This is a genomic window from Bradyrhizobium sp. AUGA SZCCT0158 (assembly GCF_018130065.1).
Lineage (GTDB): Bacteria > Pseudomonadota > Alphaproteobacteria > Rhizobiales > Xanthobacteraceae > Bradyrhizobium.
The window spans coordinates 220948-244032 of the sequence record NZ_JAFCME010000009.1; the positions used below are offsets into that span (position 1 = coordinate 220948).

General features: G+C 61.6%; 19 protein-coding genes and 1 pseudogene. 14 read left to right on the forward strand and 6 right to left on the reverse strand.

Features of this window, described 5'->3' with window-relative positions; all coding sequences use genetic code 11:
* Window positions 1-115: 115 nt before the first annotated feature.
* Both galE and JQ574_RS15635 read left to right on the forward strand, forming a co-directional pair.
* Window positions 116-1114 (forward strand): annotated as a pseudogene (gene galE / locus JQ574_RS15630) (UDP-glucose 4-epimerase GalE); the annotation flags it as partial.
* Window positions 1115-1344: 230 nt separating this feature from the next.
* Window positions 1345-1554, forward strand: a complete 210-nt coding sequence (locus JQ574_RS15635) for a hypothetical protein (protein WP_212211099.1) — start codon at window positions 1345-1347, stop codon at window positions 1552-1554.
* 786 nt (window positions 1555-2340) lie between these two features.
* Here JQ574_RS15635 and JQ574_RS15640 read toward each other — a convergent pair.
* Window positions 2341-3237 carry a response regulator transcription factor gene (locus JQ574_RS15640; protein WP_212211101.1) on the reverse strand — a complete coding sequence of 299 codons (897 nt, stop codon included), beginning with the start codon at window positions 3235-3237 and terminating at the stop codon, window positions 2341-2343.
* A gap of 665 nt (window positions 3238-3902) precedes the next feature.
* Here JQ574_RS15640 and JQ574_RS15645 point away from each other — a divergent pair.
* Window positions 3903-4583, forward strand: a complete 681-nt coding sequence (locus JQ574_RS15645; protein WP_212211103.1) for a response regulator transcription factor — start codon at window positions 3903-3905, stop codon at window positions 4581-4583.
* A gap of 971 nt (window positions 4584-5554) precedes the next feature.
* Here the strand turns inward: JQ574_RS15645 and JQ574_RS15650 are convergent.
* Entirely contained in the window at window positions 5555-6469 is a 915-nt protein-coding gene (locus tag JQ574_RS15650) for a LysR family transcriptional regulator (protein ID WP_249119364.1), read from the reverse strand.
* Window positions 6470-6564: 95 nt separating this feature from the next.
* Here JQ574_RS15650 and JQ574_RS15655 point away from each other — a divergent pair, with 95 nt between their 5' ends.
* The 6 genes from JQ574_RS15655 (at window position 6565) to JQ574_RS15680 (ending at window position 13505) form a co-directional block, all read left to right on the forward strand.
* The gene (locus tag JQ574_RS15655; protein ID WP_212211105.1) at window positions 6565-7995 is read left to right on the forward strand and encodes an amidase; all 1431 of its coding nucleotides are present in this window, start codon (window positions 6565-6567) and stop codon (window positions 7993-7995) included.
* 67 nt (window positions 7996-8062) lie between these two features.
* On the forward strand, window positions 8063-9013 hold the full coding sequence (locus tag JQ574_RS15660; RefSeq protein WP_212211107.1) for an ABC transporter permease: 951 nt from the start codon (window positions 8063-8065) through the stop codon (window positions 9011-9013).
* Window positions 9010-9906 (forward strand): ABC transporter permease, encoded by an 897-nt coding sequence (locus JQ574_RS15665; protein WP_212211109.1) that lies wholly within the window; start codon window positions 9010-9012, stop codon window positions 9904-9906. Before JQ574_RS15660 ends, JQ574_RS15665 begins: the two co-directional genes overlap by 4 nt.
* 2 nt (window positions 9907-9908) lie before the next feature.
* A complete protein-coding gene (locus JQ574_RS15670; protein ID WP_212211111.1) occupies window positions 9909-10922 on the forward strand; it encodes an ABC transporter ATP-binding protein in 1014 nt (337 codons plus the stop codon).
* Window positions 10919-11953 carry an ABC transporter ATP-binding protein gene (locus JQ574_RS15675; RefSeq protein ID WP_249119365.1) on the forward strand — a complete coding sequence of 345 codons (1035 nt, stop codon included), beginning with the start codon at window positions 10919-10921 and terminating at the stop codon, window positions 11951-11953. The genes JQ574_RS15670 and JQ574_RS15675 overlap by 4 nt, the downstream gene beginning before the upstream one ends.
* Window positions 11954-12008: 55 nt before the next feature.
* Window positions 12009-13505 (forward strand): ABC transporter substrate-binding protein, encoded by a 1497-nt coding sequence (locus tag JQ574_RS15680; protein WP_212211112.1) that lies wholly within the window; start codon window positions 12009-12011, stop codon window positions 13503-13505.
* Between the two features lie 74 nt (window positions 13506-13579).
* Here JQ574_RS15680 and JQ574_RS15685 read toward each other — a convergent pair whose 3' ends face one another.
* Entirely contained in the window at window positions 13580-13840 is a 261-nt protein-coding gene (locus JQ574_RS15685; protein WP_212211113.1) for a hypothetical protein, read from the reverse strand.
* A gap of 134 nt (window positions 13841-13974) precedes the next feature.
* On the opposite strand from JQ574_RS15685, the gene JQ574_RS15690 reads away from it, so the two are divergent.
* Window positions 13975-14460, forward strand: a complete 486-nt coding sequence (locus JQ574_RS15690; RefSeq protein ID WP_212034820.1) for an Lrp/AsnC family transcriptional regulator — start codon at window positions 13975-13977, stop codon at window positions 14458-14460.
* Between the two features lie 3 nt (window positions 14461-14463).
* Here JQ574_RS15690 and JQ574_RS15695 read toward each other — a convergent pair whose 3' ends face one another.
* Window positions 14464-15150 (reverse strand): GntR family transcriptional regulator, encoded by a 687-nt coding sequence (locus JQ574_RS15695; RefSeq protein WP_212211114.1) that lies wholly within the window; start codon window positions 15148-15150, stop codon window positions 14464-14466.
* A gap of 120 nt (window positions 15151-15270) precedes the next feature.
* Here JQ574_RS15695 and JQ574_RS15700 point away from each other — a divergent pair, with 120 nt between their 5' ends.
* Window positions 15271-16686, forward strand: coding sequence for a sulfatase (locus JQ574_RS15700; protein ID WP_212211119.1), 1416 nt, complete (start codon window positions 15271-15273; stop codon window positions 16684-16686).
* A gap of 216 nt (window positions 16687-16902) precedes the next feature.
* On the opposite strand, the gene JQ574_RS15705 is transcribed toward JQ574_RS15700, so the two are convergent.
* Window positions 16903-17061, reverse strand: a complete 159-nt coding sequence (locus JQ574_RS15705) for a hypothetical protein (protein WP_212211121.1) — start codon at window positions 17059-17061, stop codon at window positions 16903-16905.
* A gap of 506 nt (window positions 17062-17567) precedes the next feature.
* Here JQ574_RS15705 and JQ574_RS15710 point away from each other — a divergent pair.
* From JQ574_RS15710 to JQ574_RS15720, 3 genes are all read left to right on the forward strand, one after another.
* Entirely contained in the window at window positions 17568-18215 is a 648-nt protein-coding gene (locus JQ574_RS15710) for a FecR domain-containing protein (RefSeq protein ID WP_212211123.1), read from the forward strand.
* Window positions 18216-18338: 123 nt separating this feature from the next.
* Window positions 18339-19037 carry a Crp/Fnr family transcriptional regulator gene (locus tag JQ574_RS15715; RefSeq protein ID WP_212383676.1) on the forward strand — a complete coding sequence of 233 codons (699 nt, stop codon included), beginning with the start codon at window positions 18339-18341 and terminating at the stop codon, window positions 19035-19037.
* Window positions 19030-21144 carry a CHASE2 domain-containing protein gene (locus tag JQ574_RS15720; protein ID WP_212211125.1) on the forward strand — a complete coding sequence of 705 codons (2115 nt, stop codon included), beginning with the start codon at window positions 19030-19032 and terminating at the stop codon, window positions 21142-21144. The genes JQ574_RS15715 and JQ574_RS15720 overlap by 8 nt, the downstream gene beginning before the upstream one ends.
* Before the next feature lie 14 nt (window positions 21145-21158).
* On the opposite strand, the gene JQ574_RS15725 is transcribed toward JQ574_RS15720, so the two are convergent.
* Window positions 21159-23012 carry a patatin-like phospholipase family protein gene (locus JQ574_RS15725; RefSeq protein ID WP_212211127.1) on the reverse strand — a complete coding sequence of 618 codons (1854 nt, stop codon included), beginning with the start codon at window positions 23010-23012 and terminating at the stop codon, window positions 21159-21161.
* Window positions 23013-23085 lie beyond the last annotated feature (73 nt).

A 23085-nucleotide genomic window follows, 5' to 3' on the forward strand; every position in this document is an offset into this window, starting at 1 on the left:
CTGCCGAAGCTTTTCTCGCAGAAATAGTTATCGCGGTCCGGGTCTGGAGAGCGTAGCCGGCGCCCAGGCAGGCATTGCACGGAAGCCGGTTGGACCAATACGGAAAGTGGCCGAAATGATCTTGCTGACAGGCGGCGCTGGCTACATAGGGTCTCATGTCTGTATCGCCTTGATGGAGGCCGGGCATGACGTCGTCGCAGTCGACAATCTCTCCAACAGCAACAAGGCCTCTCTCCAACGGGTGCAATCCATCTGCGGGCGGTCGCTCGTCTTCCGGCACGCTGACATCCGGAATGAAGAGGCCATCTACGAAATACTTCGTTCCTGCGGGGTGACTGCGGTCATTCACCTTGCGGGGCTGAAAGCCGTGGGCGATTCCAACGTTCGGCCAATGACGTATTACGAGAACAACGTCTTGGGAACGATGCGGCTCGTGTCGGCCATGAAACGGGCAAACGTGAAGTCGCTCGTCTTCAGTTCGTCCGCAACCGTTTACGGCATACCCAGCTATCTGCCGCTCGACGAGAAGCACCCGCTCGGACCGACAAATCCGTACGGCCGCACGAAGTTCTTTATCGAGGAAATGCTGAGGGATCTTTACGGCTCCGACGACGAGTGGCGGATTGGTATCCTGCGTTACTTCAATCCGGTTGGCGCGCACGAAAGCGGACTCATCGGAGAAGACCCGCTGGGCGTTCCGAGCAACCTGTTGCCGTTTGTGGCGCAAGTGGCGATTGGAAAGCGAGAAAAGCTGCTCGTTTGGGGAAACGACTATGACACTCCGGACGGCACCGGTATCCGCGACTTCATCCATGTCGTCGATCTTGCATCCGGACACCTCAGTGTCTTGCGCCACCTGAAACGGCCCGGGGTGCTCACGGTCAACCTTGGAACGGGCAGCGGCAGCAGCGTTCTGGAAGTCATTCGAACATTTGAGGCGGTGAGCGGCAGGTCGATTCGGTATGAAATCGGCGCGCGCCGGGCAGGGGATGTCGCCATCTGTTACGCCGACCCCACGTTTGTGAAGGAGGAGTTGGGTTGGAAATCGGCGCGATCGTTGGAGCAAATGTGCGCGGACCATTGGCGTTGGCAATTGCAGAACCCCAACGGCTATCGTGGTATCGAGCTTAACGTCCAGGAGCGGTCCAGGCATGCCGACCGGCACCGCCCGAGCGTCCGCTCCAGGGGGGTGAGCAAGCACCGCATGGTCCGACCGCATGAGCGGGCTTGAGGACGAGTTGCGGCAGCGCGCACGCCGCCCATCAGAGGTAGCCCGTTAAGACCCGAAATCTCCATACCTGGCAGCGTAACTTGCAGATAAAACGGTGACGGTAGGGACAAACGATGCCGCATTATCGTGTCTACGTTTCGGACGAACACGGCCGGTTGGTGGCTGTGGTCAACTTTGACTGCGCTGACGACGATGCCGCGAAAGAGCGCGCCAAGCAGTTGGTGAACGGCCACGAGGTGCAGCTTTGGCGACAGGTCGCGCAGTTCAAATTCGAGAACCCGCCGGACCGATCCAAGCGGCGACGAGGCGCCCTCGCGCACTAGGACCGGCGCAAGCGCGCGCCACCGCCATCCTGACACCAGGACGCACCGTGACGCTCTGCCGCACATCAATGCGGTTTGTGTCGTTACGATAACCTCAGGGATCGTCTGATGGAGCGATCGCAGCTCCAGCCAGCATGATCCCAGCGCATCATCGACGATCCGATCATCCGCCGAGATCATCGAGAAGCAGGTGTGCCCGGTCAGCGGTGTGCGCGCCCCTGAGCCCCAGCCAGGCCCGCCGCGTTCATCGGTACGGTCTTGATGCCGTCCGCTTCTCGCGAGGCTTCCCGGGGCCGGCCAAGCCCGTCTTCGAAGGCTTCGTCGCAAGAAGGGGCGGGGAGCACCGTCGCGGTCTGAACGCAGCGACGTGTGGGTCCGGTCAAGGGCGTGCAACGAGCGGCATTCCCGACCGTCGACGGATACGACTGTCGTCGCCGCCCTTCGCCTGGCCAAGACGCAGGGACGCTACCCGACCTAGGTCGGCATCGACGGCTCCCGGTGGTCGCACACGAGCCGGATCGTCTGCAGCGTCCTCGGTGCCGATGTGTCCGTGTGACATTGCAGGACTTCGTGCAGATCGAGATAGGCCGCCAGCTTGGGCCGCCTGCCCGTCAGCGCCCGCGAGATTTCGCCGCGGCCTTTCGCGTGCCATTCTGGCTCGATCTCGATGTCGGCAGCCGGACATCGCGCAACGCGAAGACGTCGTGGCGGCACGCCTCGCTATTGCGCACGCAACGCATGCAAACCGCGGCGGCACTGACTTTCAAATCCCGCCGCGATCGCCGGCTATTTACCAAACCGCGCTGCGCCAACAGTCCTTGGGTTGATGTCCTTGCGGATCAGGCCGTCGTAACGCGCTACCTCGGCTTGATTTGTCTCGTGGTTAAGCACTTCCACTGGCGCCGGCCCCCCGATTTGCTTGATTTCGGAGATCGCCGCGATGGTGTTCGGGTGTCGCTCGCTCACACTTGCGATTGAGGGCTGAAAGCTGCTTGCCCGATTGTTCATCCCCCAAATCGCCGCTTGCGTCCGGTTCTGGACCCGGATCTTGCGCAGGATTGCCTTGACGTGGACCTTCACGGTCGCCTCGGCGATGTCGATTTTTCGCGCTATGGATTTGTTGGACTCGCCTTCGATCAGGCCGCGCAGGATCGACTTCTCCCGAGGGGAAAGCTGCGGCGCGATTGTGTCCTCGCTTGTAACGAGGATTGCCTCGCCGCTTTCGTCGCTCGGCGTCGCCTCAGGCAGATGGTTGCCTTTGGAATCGAGGAACAATGACAGGAATGCCGGCGGAAAAAATGTTTCACCCATCATCACCAACTCGACGGATTTGATGAATACGTCACACCTCATTACGTCGACGAAAAAGCCATTGGCGCCGGCCCGAAATGCCGAAACCAGTTCATCCAGCCGATAGTGATCGGCCACGATTGCAAAGCGGCCGCCCGGATACCTCTGTCGCAAGATTTCGATCTGTTCGAGGGCGACGCTGAAATCGTCACCGGTGTGGACAATGAGAAATAGCAATTGATGTGGTTGGAGTTTGCCGGGCGGCAAATCATCAGCGCACGATACCGAGGCGGATGTGCGACAATTTGCTGCGCGTAGGATTCTGGCAATTCCTTCCCTAACTAAGATGCTCTTGCCAACGAGAACCGTTGTAAAAGATTTTTGCCTCCGCATTTTACTCTCCCGCCAAACGCAATTGTTTTGAACTAAATGATTGGCTCGTACTTCAGTCGGACTTCTTCTCCGGTCGTCTTGCTCCTTCGTTCAAAGGGGTTTTTTGTTGGCGGATTTGAAAGGCCCCGAATCTGTGATGCTTGCTTTCCTACGTTCGCAGGGATATCGGCTTGGCAGGTTTCGAGGGATCCGCGTTAGTAAAGTCTTTACGAATGTTAGATTCGAATTCTCCGTATCCCTATATACCTTTGGTTATAGTGCCCGCTCGGGCAGATGGATGTCGTTCATAATGGCTAACGACCCCTTCTGCCGCATTCTCTGAGCGAGTTGATAGCGCGACGCTAATCAAGCGTTGTGAAACTTTTGCGCTGCTGACGGTGTCGCCAAGTACAGATGCACTGGCGCGAGAGCTTCAAATGATGAAATGCGAAAGCGAGTAACGCGTGACTCGAAACCGATCCGTACTTCTACGGAAGCACTGCGAAGGGGTTACATCTTTTGAGACACTGACAGGCAGACAGGACGCAGGTTAACCTCGTTTTGCGTTGCGGCATCAAATGCCGTGCATTGTTGGAAATTTGTCTCGAACTCGTTTAGGCTAGCAGTGAAACAAGCAGGGGCGAGTGGGGTTTAAGTTATTGGGAGGACAGGCTGAGGACCGCCCGATGCGTTGTACCAGCGTAGTGATCGCAGACCGGCATCCGATCGTTCTGCAGGGGTTGAGCCGCCTGCTTGGCGCCGACGGCGACTTCAACATTGTTGCGAGTTGCAGTGACGGTGCGAGTTGCATCGAGGCGCTGCGGAAGTTCAGGCCGGACATCGCAATTCTTGGCGTTTCAATTCCTGGCGTGACCGAGTCGGAAATTCTCTCCGTCATCAATTCCGAGAATCTTTCCACGCGACTGGTGTTTTTCACCGCATCTGATGAGGACTGCGAACTGGTTATGGCAGCTGCGGCCGAAGGCTACAGCGTCATTTCGAAGGATACGGAGTCCGAAGCTCTGATGCAGGCCTTGCGCGAGGTTGCGACAGGTCAGCGGCTGTTGCCACTGCTTTCGCCTGAGCAAACGATAACTCGGGAGCAAAGCGCGGTCGCTGAGAATGCGCTGACAACGTTGACGGATCGTGAGCGCCAGATCATGCGCTTGGTGTCCGAAGGATTATCGAACAAGGAAATTGGTCGGCGCCTGAGTATTACCGACGGCACCATCAAGGTGCATCTTCATCACATTTTTCAGAAGCTCGAGATCAGTAACCGGACGGTGCTTGCGGCGCTCGCAATTTCGCAGAGCGATCGCGCGGGTACCCCTGAGGACAAGCCGGCGCAGCCCATCTCTTCCGATTGATGGAAGGTGGGACAGGCTGAGGGAAATCCGTGCCGGTCCAATCAATAAAGGTGACCTGGAAGTACTAAGTCATCGGCGACGTCGATGGATCGAACATGTCGTCCGCACGGCTGGCCATTTTCGCATGAGACGATAGCCTCATCGGTATTGGTGGCGCGCTCTAACCCAATCGGGTGAGACGAAATTCTCGCTTTCAGTGCGGCTTTGCCAGGCTGTCTCGTGTTGTGTCCAGGGCTGGTGGCACTACTTCAACGTATTCGCGATGAATGGTGGTCGGCGATTTATTTCCATCGAACAAGACGCTGACGCTATTCACGTAGACGCTCCCTCCAACAATCGTGCCCGTCTTGTTGGCAAGGCGCGCGCAGCGTGATGCACCAAGAGCGCTCATTCGAACACGAACGCCAATCGATAGGTTGGACTTCATGGGACAGTCCAGGCTGCATCGAATCAGTGCAGAGCTATTCTGACACACGACGATATTCGGCTGGATGCGGCGCAACCAGAACACTTCCTTGGCGCAGAAGCGTTTTTTAAGGGGTACCCCCATTGGATGGTAGACTTGGCGCGTCGTCTGGCGACAGTCTTAGGTGCGATTCGTGCAGTTCATGATCAGCGCGGGCTGTGTGCCGGCCGCCGCGCGGCTATCGACCTCAATCAGGGCGGTACGAACGAACGTTATTCCAATATTGTTCACCCGTTGGTTTCGTGCGTTTTCGAGCGGAGGCAAAATGCGTATTGCTCTGCCATACGCGGCTATTGTCTGGTGCATCGCTGTTGCGATTTGGATCGCCTTGGGCACGGCGCCATAGCAGGCGCTTCGGTATCTGGCAGGAACGTCGCTGTCCAGGCATCGGCCTAGGCCTGCCTGAAACTGCAGAGCGGCCGGATTGTCCCGGAGAATCTTCCGACAAAAATCCTCGTCGCCAGCCGGCTGGCAAGAGCGCGAACGCGCGATAATATCGATCGGCTCAAACTTGGCGGATCACCTTTTCGGCGCACTTCAGGAAATTCCGGACTAACGGATTGAGAGAATCCCGGCGCCAGCAAACCGCGACATCAATAGCGTCGTCGGCATCCAGGAAAGGCCTGAACACGACACCCGTTGGACATCCGAGTTCGGCGCAGGCTGGAAGGATCGCCAGGCCTTCCCCGGCGAGGACCATGCTGAGAGCCGAGTGGACCGTTTCGACCCGGTTCGCAACCGGCATGCCGACCTGATGCCGCCTCAGCAGCGACGTCACAACAGAGGTCGCGGGATCTTCAGCGGCCCCGGGCAGGCTGATCAGCGGGCGGCCCTCAAGTCTTTTCACCGGTACGGCCGCGGAGCGTGCCAGCGGCGAACCGGCCGGCATGGCCAGCATCAATCGCTGCGTTCCGATCGTGGAGGCCTCAATTTCGCTGTGACGAATTGCAGGCATGCACAGTGCGACAGTCACGCTGTGGTCCAGCAACCGCGCCTCCCGCGTCGACGCGCTCAGTTCTATGAATTCGAGGTCGACCTTCGGAAGCGACCTTCGGAGTTCCGGAACGAGCTTGGGCAACACGGCGTGGGCGAGCGCGAACATGTACCCGACTGACAATCTCCCCCGGCGTCCCGCCGCCACCGCCCTGGCTGCCTCGAAACCTTCAGCCGTCAGGGCCAGCGCTTCACGCGCGCGCGACAGCAAGGCCCGACCGGACGCCGTCAGCTCCATTCCGCGGGTGTCCCGACGAAACAGCGAAGTTCCTACTTCCGATTCCAGTTTGCGGATCTGAACCGACAATGGCGGCTGCGCCATGCGAAGGCGGACGGCTGCCCGACCCACGCTGCGTTCTTCTGCAACGGCAACGAAGTAGCGGAGACGGCGGAGGTCCGTTATTGGCATACCGAAATCTTGTGCCATACCGAAATCGTATGGCTCCGTTGTCCGATGGTATTGGACCTGAAGTCAATGCGAATGTCATCTTCGCGTCAACTCGATCCCGGGGCCTTGGCGCGATGAGTGATGAACTGTGCTTCCTGCCTGCGACTGAACTCCGCGCACGGATCGTCCGCAAGGACGTTTCACCGGTTGAAATTACACGTGCCGTTCTTGCCCGCGCCGAGCGAATGCAGCCCGAGTTGAACTGTTTCATCACGCTCTGCGGCGACGAGGCGATGGCCGAGGCAAGCAAGGCGGAGCGTGCGGTCATGGCCGGGGAGCCGCCGGGCGTTCTTCACGGCGTTCCGTTCACCGTGAAGGATCTGGTTAACACCAGGGGGGTGCGAACGACGTTCGGAGCGGTCCCCTACAAGGATAACGTTCCTGATCATGATGCGGTCGCCGTGGCGCGCATGCGGGCAGCGGGTGCCATCCTCATAGGCAAAACCACGACGCCGGAGTTCGGCACCAAGTGCCTGACGGATTCGCCGTTGTTCGGCCGTACGCGCAATGCCTGGAGTGCCGCGCGCTCGAGCGGTGGCTCAAGCGGGGGAGCGTCGGTTGCCGTGGCCAGCGGCATCGCGCCTCTGGCGATCGCGACGGATGGCGGCGGCTCGACGCGGATTCCGGCGGCCTGCAATGGCGTTGTCGGGCTGAAGCAAAGCAACGGTGTCATTCCCCACAGCCAGGTGCAGGACGCCTTTGGCAACCAGACCTACGTGACCCCGATGACACGCACCGTCGCGGACACAGCCCTGATGATGCAGGCAATGTCGGGAGAAGATGCTTCCGATCCGTGGTCGATAGGATTCCCGCAATGGAATTTCGTCGAGGGATCGGCTCCAAACGGAGATCTGCGCGGGCGCAAGATTGCATTCTGCCTTGCGCCTTCAGGCCGGCCGGTTGCGGCCGACGTCGCTAAAGCATTCAAGTACGCGCTTGTCAGGCTGGAAGCCCTTGGGGCCGAGGTCGAAGAAATGTCCGCGGACGGATTTGAGGTAGAGCCGATCTGGCGGGCCATCAATCACACCGCCTGGCGCACGCGATTCGAGAAGCTCGCGGCCGATCATGGCGACGTGCTGAGCGAAACCTTCAAAAAGCAACTGGCGCTGGCCACGAAGGTAAGCGGTGTTGACTATCAGCAGGCGATGTTTGACCGTACGGCTCTGTTCCGGCGGATTCAGAGTTTGTTGCAGAGGGTCGATATTCTCGCGATGCCAACCATCACCCGCACCGCGCTTCCGATCGATCAGGACCTGTTCGGCACGATCGAAATCGACGGGCGAGTGTTGAGCGACGTTCGGCCAAGCTGGTTTCCTTGGACGATGCCGTTCAACATGACCGGTCATCCGGCGGTCAGTCTGCCCTGTGGCTTTGATGCGGACGGCCTGCCGATCGGCATTCAACTCGTCGGCAAATTCCGGGGAGACATCGAACTGCTGCGCGTCAGCGCGTTGTTTGAGGGCTCGCAAGATCTTCTTGGCCGGTGGCCGGGCCTGGACGGCTAAGCGAAAATGCAGCCGCCATCACCCTGATCGCTGACAAGGGACCGGCCGCCAACGAGGGGATCGAGACTTGAGCGTCTTCCTTTTCCGCCGCTTTCTGACGCTGATGGCGACGCTGGTCGGCGCGTCGCTCATTATCTTCTTCGTTCTGGATGCCTTGCCCGGTAACGCGGCGCAGATGCTGATGGGCGCGGATGCCTCGCCTGACGCCGTCCGGGCGCTGACGGTCAAGCTCGGACTGGATCAGCCGCTGTACTATCGGTACGTCCATTGGATCAAGGGGATGCTGACCGGCGATCTGGGCAACAGCTATGCCTATGGCACCCCTGTCGCCGGCCTGATTGCGGAGCGCCTCACGCTGACCATTCCGTTGGCCGTCATGTCCATGTCGATGACGGTCGTGCTGGCCCTGGCTGCTGGAATCTATACGGCGGCAAATCACAACAAACTCGGCGATGTGGGCGTGATGTCGCTGACCCAGTTCGGCATCGCGCTTCCCAATTTCTGGTTCGCCATCCTGCTGATCCTGCTGTTCTCGGTGAAGCTGCAATGGCTTTCGGCCGGCGGATTTGCCGGCTGGGACGAAAGCATCATTGCCGGGATCAAGTCGCTGCTGCTGCCTGCGATCTCGCTATCGGTGGTGCAGGCGGCGATCCTCGCACGGGTCACGCGTTCGGCGGTGCTCGAGGTGCTGCGTGAGGATTTCGTGCGCACCGCACGCGCCAAGGGTTTGAGCAAGCGCGACGTCTTGTGGCAGCACGTGCTGCGCAATGCGATGATCCCGGTGATGACGATCATGGGCCTTCAGTTCGCCAACCTGCTGGCCGGGACGATCGTGATCGAGAACGTGTTCTATCTGCCGGGTCTCGGCCGGCTGATCTTCCAGTCGATCGCCAATCGCGACCTGATCGTGGTGCGCAACTGCGTGATGCTGCTGGCGGCTGTGGTCGTCATCGTCAACTTTGTGGTCGATGTGCTCTATGCCTTCATCGATCCGCGCATCAAGGTACACAGCCTATGAGCACCCCGCTGAGCGCCTCAGTCGAGGTTGGGGCCACCACCGCGCGTCCGCGGCTTGCGAGCGGCTTCTGGCGCCGCGCGCTGCGCCACCGCAGCTTTGTCACGGGGGGCACGCTCAGCCTGATGGTGCTCTGTGCCGCTTTACTGTCGCTGGTCTGGACGCCGTGGTCCGCCTATGAAATCGACGTGGCCTCCAAGCTGCGACCACCGTCGGCCGCGCATTGGCTCGGCACCGACGTGCTCGGCCGCGATATCGTCTCGCTGCTGCTGGTGGGCGCCCGTTCCACCATCATGGTCGGCATCATCGCCGTCGGGATCGGCCTCACTTTCGGGGTGTGTCTTGGACTGATCGCCGCCGCGCGCAAGGGCTGGACCGAAGAGATCATCATGCGGATGAGCGACTTCACCTTTGCGTTTCCCGCGGTGCTCTCGGCCATCATGCTGGCGGCGGTCTTCGGCCCGGGCATGGTGACCTCGATCGTCGCCATCGGCATCTTTCAGATTCCGACTCTCGTCCGGTTGACCCGTGGATCGGCCAATGCGATCTGGGCGCGGGAGTTCGTGCTGGCCGCGCGCGCCTGCGGCAAAGGCGGCTTCCGCATCACGATCGAGCACGTGCTGCCCAACGTCCTGCCGATCCTGATCGTTCAGGCGACGATCCAGTTCGCACTCGCAATCCTGGCCGAAGCGGCGTTGTCCTATCTCGGGCTTGGCACGCAGCCGCCGCAACCGTCCTGGGGTCGCATGCTGAACGATGCCCAGACGCTGCTGTTCCAGTCGCCGATGCTCGCGGTCTATCCGGGCGCGGCGATCGCCATCGCTGTGCTTGGACTCAATTTGTTCGGAGACGGATTGCGCGATCTGCTCGATCCCCGGCTGGCGCGGGAGCGTTGAGCATGACCGTGTCCGCCAACGCGCCTTTGATCGAAGTCAGCGACCTCGGCGTGCGGCTCAACACCAGCCGCGGCCCCGCGCAGGCCGTTCGCGGCGTCAGTTTCTCGCTGAGGCGCGGCGAGACCCTGGGCCTCGTCGGCGAATCCGGATGCGGCAAATCCGTCACCGCGCTGGCGCTGATGGGCCTGCTGCCCGACAGCGCCGTCATCAGCGGCAGCATCCGCCTCGACGGTAGCGAATTGGTGGGTCTGCCGGATGCGCATTACTGCAAGCTGCGTGGTAATCGCATCAGCATGATCTTCCAGGAGCCGATGACCGCGCTCAATCCGATGCACACGATCGGCCGCCAGGTGGCCGAACCATTGCGGCGCCACACCAATTGTTCGGCGGGAGAGGCGCGCAAGCAGGCCATCGCCTTGCTCGATCGTGTCGGGCTGCCCGATGCGGCGAAACGCGTCGATGCCTATCCGCACCAGTTCTCCGGAGGGCAGCGGCAGCGCGTTACCATTGCCATGGCGCTGGCCTGCCAGCCCGACGTGCTGATCGCCGATGAACCGACCACGGCGCTCGATGTCACCATCCAGGGACAGATCCTCGACCTGATCGCGGATATCGTTGCCGAGCGCGGCATGTCGATGATTCTGATCTCGCACGATCTCGGCGTCATCGCCGAGAATGTGCAGCGGATGATGGTAATGTATGGCGGCACCGTCGTCGAAAGCGGCGCGACGGAAGCGGTGTTCACGCGCATGGGACATCCCTATACGCAGGGTCTGTTTCGCGCTCGCCCGCGCCTTGGTGCGCGCAAGGGCACCCGGCTGAAGACTATCGCCGGCACCGTGCCCGAGCTGGCCGATCTGCCCTCCGGTTGCACTTTCGCCGACCGCTGCGCGATCGTCGAGGATCGTTGCCGCGTGGCGCCGCCGGCCGCGGTGGACGTCGGCGCCGGCCACGGCGTGCGCTGTCTCAGGACGGATGTTTCCATGGCCGAAGCGGTTGGAGTTTTGGGCGCATGACCATGCTGGACCAGGTGTCATCGTCCGCCGAACTGCCGCTGCTCGATGTGAAAGATCTGGCGCAGCGCTACATCTTGCCGCGCGAAAGCGTGTTCAAGCCGGCCGGACAGGTGCATGCGCTCAACGGTGTCACCGCACAGGTAACGGCGGGCCGAAGCCTCGGTGTGGTCGGCGAGTCCGGATCGGGCAAGTCGACCTTCGCGAGGCTGGTGATGGCGCTGGAGCGGCCATCGTCGGGTTCGGTTTCGCTCATGGGCCGCGACCTGAACCGGCTGCCGGCTGACGAGTTACGCCGCGCCCGGCGTGATTTTCAGATGGTGTTTCAGGATCCCTACGGCTCGCTGGACCCGCGACAGACCATTGCGCGCATCGTCGCGGAGCCCTTGACCGCGCTCGGACGCATGGATCGCGCCACGCTGCGTCAGCGCGTTGCCGACGTGCTGCGGCAGGTCGGACTGCGCGAGGCCGATATGGACAAGTTCCCGCATGAATTCTCCGGCGGCCAGCGCCAGCGGATCGCGATCGCGCGCGCGCTGATCACCCAGCCAAAACTGATCGTCGCCGACGAGCCGGTCAGCGCGCTCGACGTCTCCGTGCAGGCGCAGGTGCTCAATCTCCTGCAAGACCTGCAGGATCAGTTCGGGTTGAGCTACGTCCTGATCAGCCACGATCTGGCGGTGGTGGATTATCTCTGCGACGAGATCGCAGTGATGTATCTCGGTCGGATCGTCGAGCAGGGGAGCCCTGAGGATCTGTTCGCGCATTGCGCCCATCCCTACACGCGGGCGCTGCTCGAGGCGGTGCCGCGCGCCCGGGCCGGCGGTGTGCGCCGGCGTCGCGGTGCGCAGGTGATCGCCTCGCATTCGGTGGGCGCAACGGGATGTCCCTACGCGTCACGCTGTGCGCTCGCCGACCAGTACTGTCGCGAGGTCGCGCCTGCGCTGCGCAAGGTGGGTCCGTTGCAATCAGCCGCGTGCCATCGCGCCGAGACTGTCATGGCATTGCCTCCGGTAGCGTCGGAGGAGAGTTAGCCTTTTATGCGGGACTGGCTTAATCTGGTCGCGCGATATGTCAGGGGAGCAAGCGATGTTCAGAAAGTTAGCCATTTTTGCAGTTGTGGCCGCGTTCGCCGTCGCGCCGCTGCCGAGCCTGGCGCAGGGCAAGAAGGACAGCGTCGTCATGGGCATGACGCTGGAGCCGCCGGGGCTCGATCCCACCAACGCAGCCGCGGCCGCCATTGCCGAGGTCACGCTCTATAACCTCTATGAGACGTTGACCAAGATCAACGAGGACGGTTCGGTATCGCCCTTGCTCGCCGAGAGTTGGAAGGCGTCGGAAGACCTGAAGACCTATACGTTCAAGCTCCGCAAGGGCATCAAATTCCACAACGGCGAGCCGTTCGATTCCGCTGCGGTAAAGTTCTCCTACGATCGCAACGCGGCGCCGACCAGCACCAACAAGGACAAGAGCCTGTATCAGGGGTTTGAGTCGGTCACCGCGCCCGACGCGGAGACGATCGTGGTCGTGCTCAAATATTCCGAACCGAACCTGCCGTTCCTGATCGGTCAGGCCGGCGGCTCGATCGTCGAGCCGAAGAGCGCGCCGACCAATGCAACGCAGCCAGTCGGCACCGGACCCTATACGCTCGGTGCCTGGGCCAAGGGATCGTCGATCACCCTGAACAAATGGCCAGATTATCGCAACGCCGCCGCGATCAAGCTTTCCAAGGTGACCATCCGCTTCATCGGCGATCCCGCCGCGCAGGTCGCGGCGCTGCTGTCGGGCGACATCGACGTGTTTCCGCGCGGCGCGGTGGCGCGCAGCGTGGCGCAATTCAAGGCCGATCCGCGCTTCAATGTCCTGATTGGCGGCTCTAGGGCCAAGACCATCGTCGGCATCAACCAGAAGAGGAAGCCGCTCGACGATGTGCGGGTCCGCCGCGCCATTCTCGCGGCCATCGATCGCAAGGCGATGATCGACGGCGCCGTCGATGGCTTTGGCACGCCGATCGGCAGCTTTTATACGCCGGGATCGCTCGGCTATGTCGACACGACCGGCATCAATCCATACGACCCGGAAAAGGCCAAGAAGCTGCTGGCAGAAGCGGGAGTCAAAACGCCGCTGGAGCTCAGCCTCAAGCTGCCACCGCCATCATATGCGCGCAACGGCGGGGAAATCCTCGCGGCCCAGCTCGCCAAAGTCGGCATAACAGCCAAGATCGAGAACGTCGAATGGGCGCAGTGGCTGTCACAGGTGTTTGCCGGCAACGGCCCGCACAATTTCGATCTCACCATCGTCTCGCATGTCGAGCCGTTCGATCTCGTGAAGATAACCGAGCCTGACTATTATCTCGGCTATAACAACGAGGCCTTCAACGCGCTCTACCAGCAGATCAAGGCGACACCGGCCGAGGCCGAACGCGCCAAATTGCTCGGCGACGCGCAGCGCATGCTGGCTACCGATGCGGTTGCCGGCTTCCTGTTCCAGCCGCAATGGATCACCATTGCGAGCAAGAAGCTGAAGGGTGTGTGGAAGGAAGTCCCGCAATTCGAAAATGACTTCTCCGCCTGGTCTTGGGAATAGCCGCCTCGCGAGGGACGGTTAGCGGACCTGTCGGAAGCTGTTGCGGCGACCATTGCGCGCCTGATCGGGTGAGATCATGGGGCGGCCGCCAGTATCGCGTGCTGACGTCCGCCTCTCACCTCGATCGCGGCAACGCCGATGATCGCGCCGACGCGGCGGGCGAGCCTTTCGACGGCCTGGCGGTCACGGACGTCGATGGAAGCCTGGATCTTGTATTCGCCGGCTTCCTGGCGGGCATCGACGGCCGCCAGCCGAAGGTCGGCGACGCGCACCTGGTCGAGAAGGCGACCGAGCGCGGCATGTAGATCGCTTGCGTGCAGCTCCAGAATGAACACGGCATCCCCTTCAAATTTGGAGAAGTTGTATCCGTGTTTCCTGAGAAGAGGCTTCCTTTCGTCTGGAAATTTGGCAATATACCGATATAATTATCCTCGGAAATGAACCAATACCCAGAATAGAGTTCTCGGTCATGAAAGCGACGCGGCGGAAAGACTCACTGCGCCTTGACGAGACCGACCGGCGCATCTTGCGGGCGATGCAAGCCGATGCACGGCTCACGACGGCGGAGTTGGCCGACAAGGTCGGGCTATCCACGACGCCATGCTGGAACAGACTCAAACGACTGGAGAAGCAGGGTTACATCGACGGCTATGTTGCGCTCCTCAATCAGGAGAAGCTCGGTCTGCCGGAAACAGTGATCATCGAAATCACGCTCGACCGTCACGATGAGGAGGTGCTGGAGCGGTTCGGAGAATTGCTCGCTGGTTTGCCCGAAGTGATCGAGGCCTATCTCACGACAGGAGATTATGACTATCTGGTCAAGGTCGCCGTCGAGAGTACGGCCGGCTACGAACGCTTCTTGCGAGAAAAGCTCTATCGCATTCCGGGCATCCGCCACAGCCGATCGTCGTTCGCGCTGCGGTGCCTGAAGAAGCTGACCTCGATCCAGGTCTGACCTTCAGGTGTGCGGCTTGCGATCGCCTTCGCCCCAGACATGCCGCGAACGTTCGAGGTGGCGGCGCATCACCGCAACAGCGCCGGCCTCATCCTGCTTCGACAGCGCGTCGAGCAACTGGAAATGCTCGCTGGCCGACTGCGCGATATGCTCGCGGGTCGATCCATTCTTGAAGCCGTGAAGCCGAACGCGATCGCGTAGCGTCTCGACCAGGTCGGCGAGGGGCTTGTTGCCGAGTGTGGCGATGAGGCCAATGTGGAATTGGCGATCGGTCTCCAGGAACTCAATGAGATTGCCGTCATCAGCGGCGCGCTTCGTGGCTTCGGCAAGTTCGCGCAGATGCTCTGTCTGCGCGGGTGTGAGGCGGGCCCGCGCGATCTCGGCGACAACAGGCACTTCCAGCAGCACGCGGATCGCGAAGATATCGTTGAGTTCGCCAGGCGACAGCGAGACCACGCGAAAGCCGCGATTTCGCACGGGCTCAAGCAGGCCTTCGCGCGCGAGATCGAGCAGAGCTTCGCGGACGGGTGTCGCCGAGACGCCGAGATCGATCGCGAGACGCGGGACGGAATAGAGCTGATCGGGTTGCATCTGTCCTGTGATGATCAGTCCACGGATCACCTGCCTGGCTTGCTCCCGCAGGCTGGGCCCGGACACCAGGCTCGATGCGCCGATTTGTCGAAGATCCATGGCTGTCACTACCCGAAACTCGCGGGTGAGTAAATGTAACGTGTGACATATTACAGCTGACCGCCGTTATGTGATATGTGATATATTACTAAAAAAGAATGCAGAAAATGGGAGGTTTGCGTGGTGCAACGCATTTTGATGATCGTATCCGACACTGTCCGCTGGGACATGCTCGGCTACAACGGGGGCCACGTCCGAACTCCCAATCTTGATCGGCTCGCCGCGCGCTCGATGGTCTTCGATCGCTATTATGCGTCGAGCTTTCCGACAGTGCCTGCGCGCTACGACTATCTCACCGGCAAGCCTGCCTTTGCCGGCGTCGGCTGGGGCGCGCTGCCACGCGCCGATCGCTCGATTGCGACCTCATTGACCGAAGCGGGTTACACGACGCTCGGCGTGGTGGACACGCCGTTCTACCAGGTCAACGGCTATTCATATGATCGCGGCTTCAACTTCTTCTACGACATGAAATCCCAGCTTCTGGGAACGCCGCATTACAGCTCCTACACCGCACCCAACAAGACCAAGCGCCAGGGCGAAGGCAAGCTTCCGCAATGGCCGATCACCGGCAAGGTGAAGCCCGATCCGCGCACCGGCGAGATGGATTGCCCGGCACCGATCACCATGGTGCAGGCAGCTAAGTGCCTGGAGGAAATCTACCAGGATAAGTTCTTTGCGCTGGTCGACACCTGGGATCCGCATGAACCGTGGGACCCGCCCGCCTATTACGTCAGACACTATCTTCCCGACTATGCCGGCGAACGCGTGCACCCGCCCTATGGCGACTGCAAGAAGCACGGCATGACCGATCGCGACATCGCGGTGGCGCGCGCGCTCTACAGCGGCGAACTCGAACTGGTCGATCGCTGGATCGGGCATCTGCTCGACCAACTCGTCTATCTCGGCATCGAGGACTCCACCGCCATCATCTTCGTCTCGGACCACGGCTTTCTGCTGGGAGAGCATGGGTTGATGGGCAAGATGGTCCGCAGGGCGCCCGGCGAAGCGACGTGGATGCGTTCGCCGCTCTACGAGGAAATCGCCAGGGTGCCGCTGCTGATCCATGTGCCGGGCGCAAAGCCCGGACGAACCAGCAAGCTGACCTGCGCGCTCGACCTCGCTCCCACGATCTGCGACATGGCCGGCCTGCCGCGCCAGGCGGAGATGCAGGGACTCTCGCTGCTTCCTGCGGTCCGCGGTCAGCCCTTCGAAGGGCGCGATCACGTGCTGACGGCCCTGCCGCTCGCCAATCCCGGCGAGACGGTCGAAGTGGTCGACGATCTGATGCGGACGGTGGTCGAATGGCAACCTGTCACCATCACCACGAAAGGCTGGTCGCTGCTCTACGCTACGCCGAGCGAGCCGGTCGAACTCTATGATCTGCGCTCCGATCCAAAGCAAACGACCAACGTGGCGCCAAAGCACCCTGCCGTCATCCGTGCCATGCTGGAGATGTATGCAGAGGACCTGCGCCGCGCTGGAGCCGCCAGCAAGTACAGCGATCCGCGCCTTGCCGCCTTGCTCGAACGCGCATGACGGTTCGCGACATCGCCCCCCGGAAGGGCTCGACGCATAAGCTGCCGAGGCGGCATCGTCGAGATCGCTGAGGCCTCGCGGAAGACGTCACTGAGAGTGTCCATCAAACCGCGCAAAGGATGGGACAGCGAATTGCTGTCCCATTCTCTTTCGTCCGCATCAAGCAAATCATCAACCTGCAAGGATACGGTGATGATGGCCGTATCCTCTGGCTAATCAGTCGACCCTTACCATCAGGGTGCGGCCGTTGACGTAGCCGATGGCATAGGTGCGGCCGTACATCGTTTTATAGCGAAACTTGCGGTGACCGCCGACGACGGCATTGGGTTCGTTGTCGCCGAGTTGGCTGTGGGTGTTGCTGGGCCGGGTGATCATGACTTTCTCCATCTCGTCCGACCGGCAGCGGTTATCGCTAGCCTCACGTCGGCGGCAGAGCATAGGGGACGGCGCTTTACCCCGCTGTTCCCTGGGGAACAGCTCAAGACAGCAAGCATTCGAGTGGTTGCATGCCTGATAACACGTTGGAAAATAAGGAACTATATGGGAGTGAAGTGAGCTGCGGACCTGGCAATTGTGAAGACCCGAGAGCCTTGAGGTGGTTCGGCGTCTCTCTCCCGCATGCGGCAGAGAGAGTTCAGACTTGAGGAAGCCAGCGCTGCAATTTGTCGCAGCGATTTGTCGTGACAGCATCCAAACGCGCTCGATGCGGGCTCGAGAACATCGGTGGCGGCCGCGTGTCATCCATTTGGTTTACGATTTGCACTTGAGCTGATCGGCGGTTCGGTAGTGAGATCACACTGGAGGCCTGCCATTGTTGGCTTCCGGTTGCCTGCACTTGGCTGCTCCGCTAGCATCAATCCCGCAATAGAGCGGATTGTACGATGCGTTTCATGCTTCAGGGATCGCGGCGATATTTCGGGCATCCGTTCGATCGACGAGAGCTCTTGGGCTTCGTCGGCACGCTGCTTGCGTCAGCAGCCCTCAGTTCGCCAGTGCGCGCCGCCGATCCTGCCGGCCGCGTTGAAGAGATCAAGGGCGAAGCGTTTGTCGATGCGAGCAACCAGCAGCGGCCTTTGCAGAAAGCATCCTCGCTTTTTGTCGGAGATCGCGTCGGGACGGGGCCATCCTCCCGCCTGACGATGTTGATGGGCGAGGACACGACGATCAAGCTCGGCGAAAAGGCGCAACTGGTCATTGACCAGTTTCTTTCGACCACCGGAGGCGAAATCTCGCTGCAGTCCGGTCCGTTGCTTTTTGACCGGCCGAGTGGAAGCCGGCCCGTCGCAATGAAGATCAGGAGTTCCTACGGCCTCATTGCCGTCCGTGGCACAAAATTCTTTGCCGGACCGAGCAACGGCGTTTTTGGCGTGTTTGTCGATCACGGCACAGTCACTGTTTCCGGAGGCGGGAGCGAGGTCGTGCTACAGGCGGGAGAGGGGACAAACCTGGCCACTCCGGGTTCGAAACCCTCCGCGGCCACCAAGTGGGGCACGGAGCGGATTCGCGGCGCTTTGGACAGCGTCAGTTAGCTTGTCTGATCAATTTCGCACGGCATGCAGGAAAACTTCACGATGGAGATCCTGAAGACGCGAAGAGATTTTCCGGTCTGACGTCAAATCATTGCAAACCGAGGCCTTTCATTCAGGCGACAAATGTCCAGCAAAGATACTCTCGTTTCTCTTCTGTCGAAAACCGAACTCTTCAAGGGCCTGGCTCTCGAGGATCTCGAGGCCTGCATTCCGTCGTTTCGCGAAGCCAAATTCAAAAAGGGACAGGCGCTGTTTACGCGCGGCGAGCGCGCGACGGGCCTTTACCTCGTCGCGGAAGGACGTGTGCGACTGGCGATCGCCACCGAGGATGGTCGCGAATTGAGCTTTCGTCATGCGACAGTGGGCGAACTGCTCGGTGAAATTGCGGCGCTTGATGGCGGCACAAGGAGCGCCGACGCTACCGCCCTCACGGCGGTGACGACCTACCGGCTCGACAAGGAGGATTTTCGCAAGCTTTGGACCGCGCGGCCGGTGCTGTCCGAGCGGCTGATATCGTTTCTCTGCAGCCGACTGCGGGACACCAGCGGACAACTTGAGTCGATCGCGCTCCATCCGATGCATGTCCGGCTGGCGCGCTTCTTCCTGGTCGCGATCGGCGACCGCAAGCCCGTGCCGGGAAAGCGGCTGCCGCTTGATCTCGGCATGTCACAGGGCGAACTCGCCTTGCTACTCGGCGCCAGTCGTCCCAAGATCAACGAGGCACTGGGCAAGCTGGAGGAAGTCGGCGCCATTGGCCGCACGCTGGACCGAATCTTCTGCGATCCGCTCAAGCTCGCCGAAGTTGACGGGTCTCATGCTTAGCCAGCTTGGCAAGACTCATTCGGGTCTGATTGCCGGCATTCTAGCGCTCGCGCTGTTCCTCGCCGCCATATTGTTGATGCCGAGGGAATGGCGGAACGTATCTCGTGAAAGGGCATTCGATGTGGTGCTTGCGGCCGACCGGCAGATCCGCCGATCGAAGCCGCAGGAGACAGCAAGCGCTGTTCCGGTCGTCGTTGTCGATATCGATCGGCGCACGCTTGACATTTTGGGGCCGTGGCCGTGGCCGCGCGAGACGATGGCGCGCCTCGTCGAAGCGGTGGCCAGTGGCAAGCCGGCCGTCGTTGGAATCGATGTCCTCTTTACACAGGCGGACACCCGCTCTCCAGCCGCGTTGGCGCGACAGCTCGGCTCTCTCACCGGCAATCAGGATATCAGCGCGCTCGCCGGCGGTCTTCTCGACGGTGACAAGCATCTCGCCGCGGCGATGAAGGGCGTTCCGGTGGCGCTCGGATTTGTTCTCGATGCCGACAAGGTCGACGGCGTCCCAGGGGTGCCGGTTCTCGCACGCCGTCCGGTCGTGCTGGACGGTCTCTGGCGCATGACCGGCGGCCTCGGCCCGGTATCGCCGCTGGTCGACGCGGCGAAAGGGCTTGGCGCGCTTTCGTTGCCCGGAGACGCGGATGGCAGGATCAGGCGCGTGCCGCTCCTCGTCGGCGCCGGCGAAGCGACGCGACCGGGCCTGGCGCTGGAAGCGATCCGGCTGTTTGAGCGCTCGCCGGCCTATTCCGTCGATGCCAACCCGCAGCGGATCATCGTCGGCGATCTCGACGTGCCGTTGCCCGGCGACGGCCTGCTGCGACTGGCCGGCGCCGACATCCGCAAACGGGAGGCGCGCACGATCTCCGCTGCTGACGTCGTGAGCAACAACGCCATGCATCGCGCGCGGCTTGCCGGCGCTATTGTATTGATCGGCGGGTCGGCGCCGGAGCTTGGCGGATTGCGCGAAACGGCAACTGATCCGCTTGTCCCGTCGGTCGAGATTCAGGCCGATGCCATCCAGCAGATGTACGCGCGCCGGGCGCCACAAGCGGTTCCGTTAGGCTTTGCTCTGACCCTGATCATGGGATTGATCGCCGTGGTCGCGGCGTCCGCTTTGTCGCCGGTGTTGGGTGCCTTTGTCGGCCTGACCGCTTTGGCGGTTCTCTGGTCGGGGGCGATCCTCGCGTCTCTGCTCGGGGATCGGTTGATCGATCCTGTGATGCCGTCCATCGGAGGGCTGTTCGTCTTCATGACATCCTCCGTCAGCTCTTACGCGCTGGTGGCCCGTCGCGAAGCACGCATCCGGAGCCGATTCGAGCAACATCTGGCGCCGGCGGTTGTGAAGCGGATCGCTGAGAATCCGGGCCTCCTGAAGTTGAGCGGTGAGAAGCGCGAGATCACCGCGCTGTGGACCGACATCGAGGACTTTACCGCGATGACGCATCGCGCAGGACCCGAACAGCTTGTCGCGGTGCTCGACGAATATATTGAAGGGATGGCGGCCATTGTGATGAAGCATGGCGGGATGGTCGATAAGATCGTCGGCGACTCCGTCCACGCGTTCTTCAACGCGCCGCTCGATCTCAAAGATCATCCGCAACGCGCGCTCGACTGCGCCGAGGAGATCCGGATATGGGCGAAGGGATTCCAGTCCCGGATCGAACCGTCTCACATCGGCTTTGGCCGCACGCGTATCGGAATCGAAACCGGTGAAGCCATTGTCGGCGATATCGGGATCAGGTCAAAGCTCGACTACACTGCCCACGGCGATTCCATCAATTCGGCGGCGCGCCTGGAGGCGCTCAACAAGCGTTATGGATCGACCATCTGTGTCGGGCCATTCGCGGCCGCGCGCTGCACGACAACCCTGTTCAGGCCGCTCGGTGTCGCGTCACTGCGCGGCCTTGACGTGCCCGTCGAGGTTTTTGAACCCTGGCCGCCGGAGGCCTCGGCGGATTGGCGCGAACGATATATTGCGGCGTATCGATTGATCGAAGGCGATAAGACCGGCGCGGCGCAGTTGTTTGAAGGCTTGGCTGCGGAGTGTCCCGGCGACCCCGTTCCGCGCCTGCTGGCCGCGGAGTTGCGGGCCGTGCTGTCGACTTAAGACAGATGTAGCGCTCACAGCCTGGTCAGCGCACCGCTTCCTAGAATGGCGGCAATAGCGGAATTGCCCTCCGCTTCGAGCACTGTGATGCGCTCCCGCGCCCAGAGATAGGCTGAGTCGAAAATCTCGGTGTGGCGTTCGAATTCGGTTACGCCGACTCCGGCCGGAATTGGTGGCCGCATGACGTGATCGGTCGGTGCGGCCGGGATCGTATCATAGCGCTGATGGGCGACGAGACTGCGCCACAGCACGTTGACCGCGTTGGGCGCCGCCGGAAGCAGCTTCTTGCGGAACGGCACCAGCATCGCGGCAGCCAGTTCCAGCCGGCCGGGCAACGCCGCGTAGTCGACGTCAAACGTCTCGACCTCGGGTTCGCCGAAATGCACGACCAGATTGGGGCCGCTCTTGAGTTGATGCATCGGATCCAGCGGGACGTTATCGATCAGGCATCCGTCGACCAGCATCGCGCCGTCCCTGGTGTAGAAGGGCGGCAACAGCCCGGGTATGGCGCTCGATGCGCGCACCGCCTGCCAGAGCAACCCCGACTGGATCAGCTCGAGGCAGTGCGTCGAAAGGTTGGTTGCGACCGCCGCGAACGGCCGCCAGCAGTCCTCGATCCTGCACTCCGCCCCGTACTGTTCGGCGAGCGCGCGATCGAACGCCTTGTGATCCAGCAGAGCGTATCGCGGCCAGGTCGGGCGGCGGAAGCTGCGGCTCTTCACGAAGATCTCGTGGGCGCCGCGTTCGAGACGGTCAGCCTCGAAGTTCTTGGCGAAGCCGGCGGCCATGGCGGAGCCGACGCTGGTGCCGACAAAGATATCGAACATCACGCCGCGCTCGCGAAACGCCTTGTAGATGCCGGCATGGGCGAATCCGAAGCTTCCGCCTCCCGCGGCCACGAATCCAATCGCACGCCCGGACAGAAAGCGGATCAGGCTGTCGATGTCGAGCTGATCCTCGAGCGCGACGTGGTGGTGCATGAAGCAGGGCAGGCGCGCGAGCCACGCCGTGGTGCCGCTGACTTCGCCGCTGCGCCGGTCATGGATACGCACGATCCGGCGGGCCGACACCGGATGCACCTGGCAGGCGAAGGTTTCGATATCTGTCAGGCTTTCCGCAGGCGCATCTCCGCGACATGCCAGCACCACCATGTCCGCCTGCCGGATCGCCTTCCGCGTCCAGGCCGGCACCTCACCGCTGCCGAGATAAATCACGAGCGGCGAAACCTGCTCGAGCTTGTTGAGCCAGTCGGTGACTTCGGGGGCATCCAGCTCGCGGCCGGGAAACATCGAGCTGACGCGGGCCGGATCGACGACCTGGGCGTTGGTCCTAGCGAGGGTCTCGCGCATGCGCCGATAAAAGTCGGCTGGAATCGGCTCAAAACCACCATCGATCAGCGCCACCGTGCGCGCCATCGGCGAGGTGCGGGTCGTTGGAATCTGTTCCGTTCGCTTTGCAAACCGAAGCGCGAGCGCTGCAAGCAGCGCCTCGGCAATCGCCGGCGTGCTCTCCGCGAGGCTGTGGTAGGCGGCCCGCGTCAGCACGAGCACGCTGGTATCGCGGATGGCGATCACATTGGCGGTACGGGCAAGGTTGGCGAAGAACCCGATTTCACCGACCAATTCGCCGGCGCGGAGTTCGGCGATGGGGAGAGAGTCGCCGGTTCGGCGTACCGCGAGGGCACCGTGCAAAACGATATAGAGTGAGTCGGCAGGGTCCCCCTGCGCCACCAGCATTTCGCCGCGGACGAGATCTTGCCGGACCATGGCATCAAAGGTCTTGAATCGCTGCTCCGGCGTGAGCGCCTTGAACAACGCGAGATCCTCCGACAGCCTCCCCCACGCAAATACCGGTCCTGGCTTACTCATCGGCGACTTCCACTGCGATGCTGCGATGCTATCGCCGAAGGGGCGAGACTGCGAGCAATATCAGGGTCCGTCG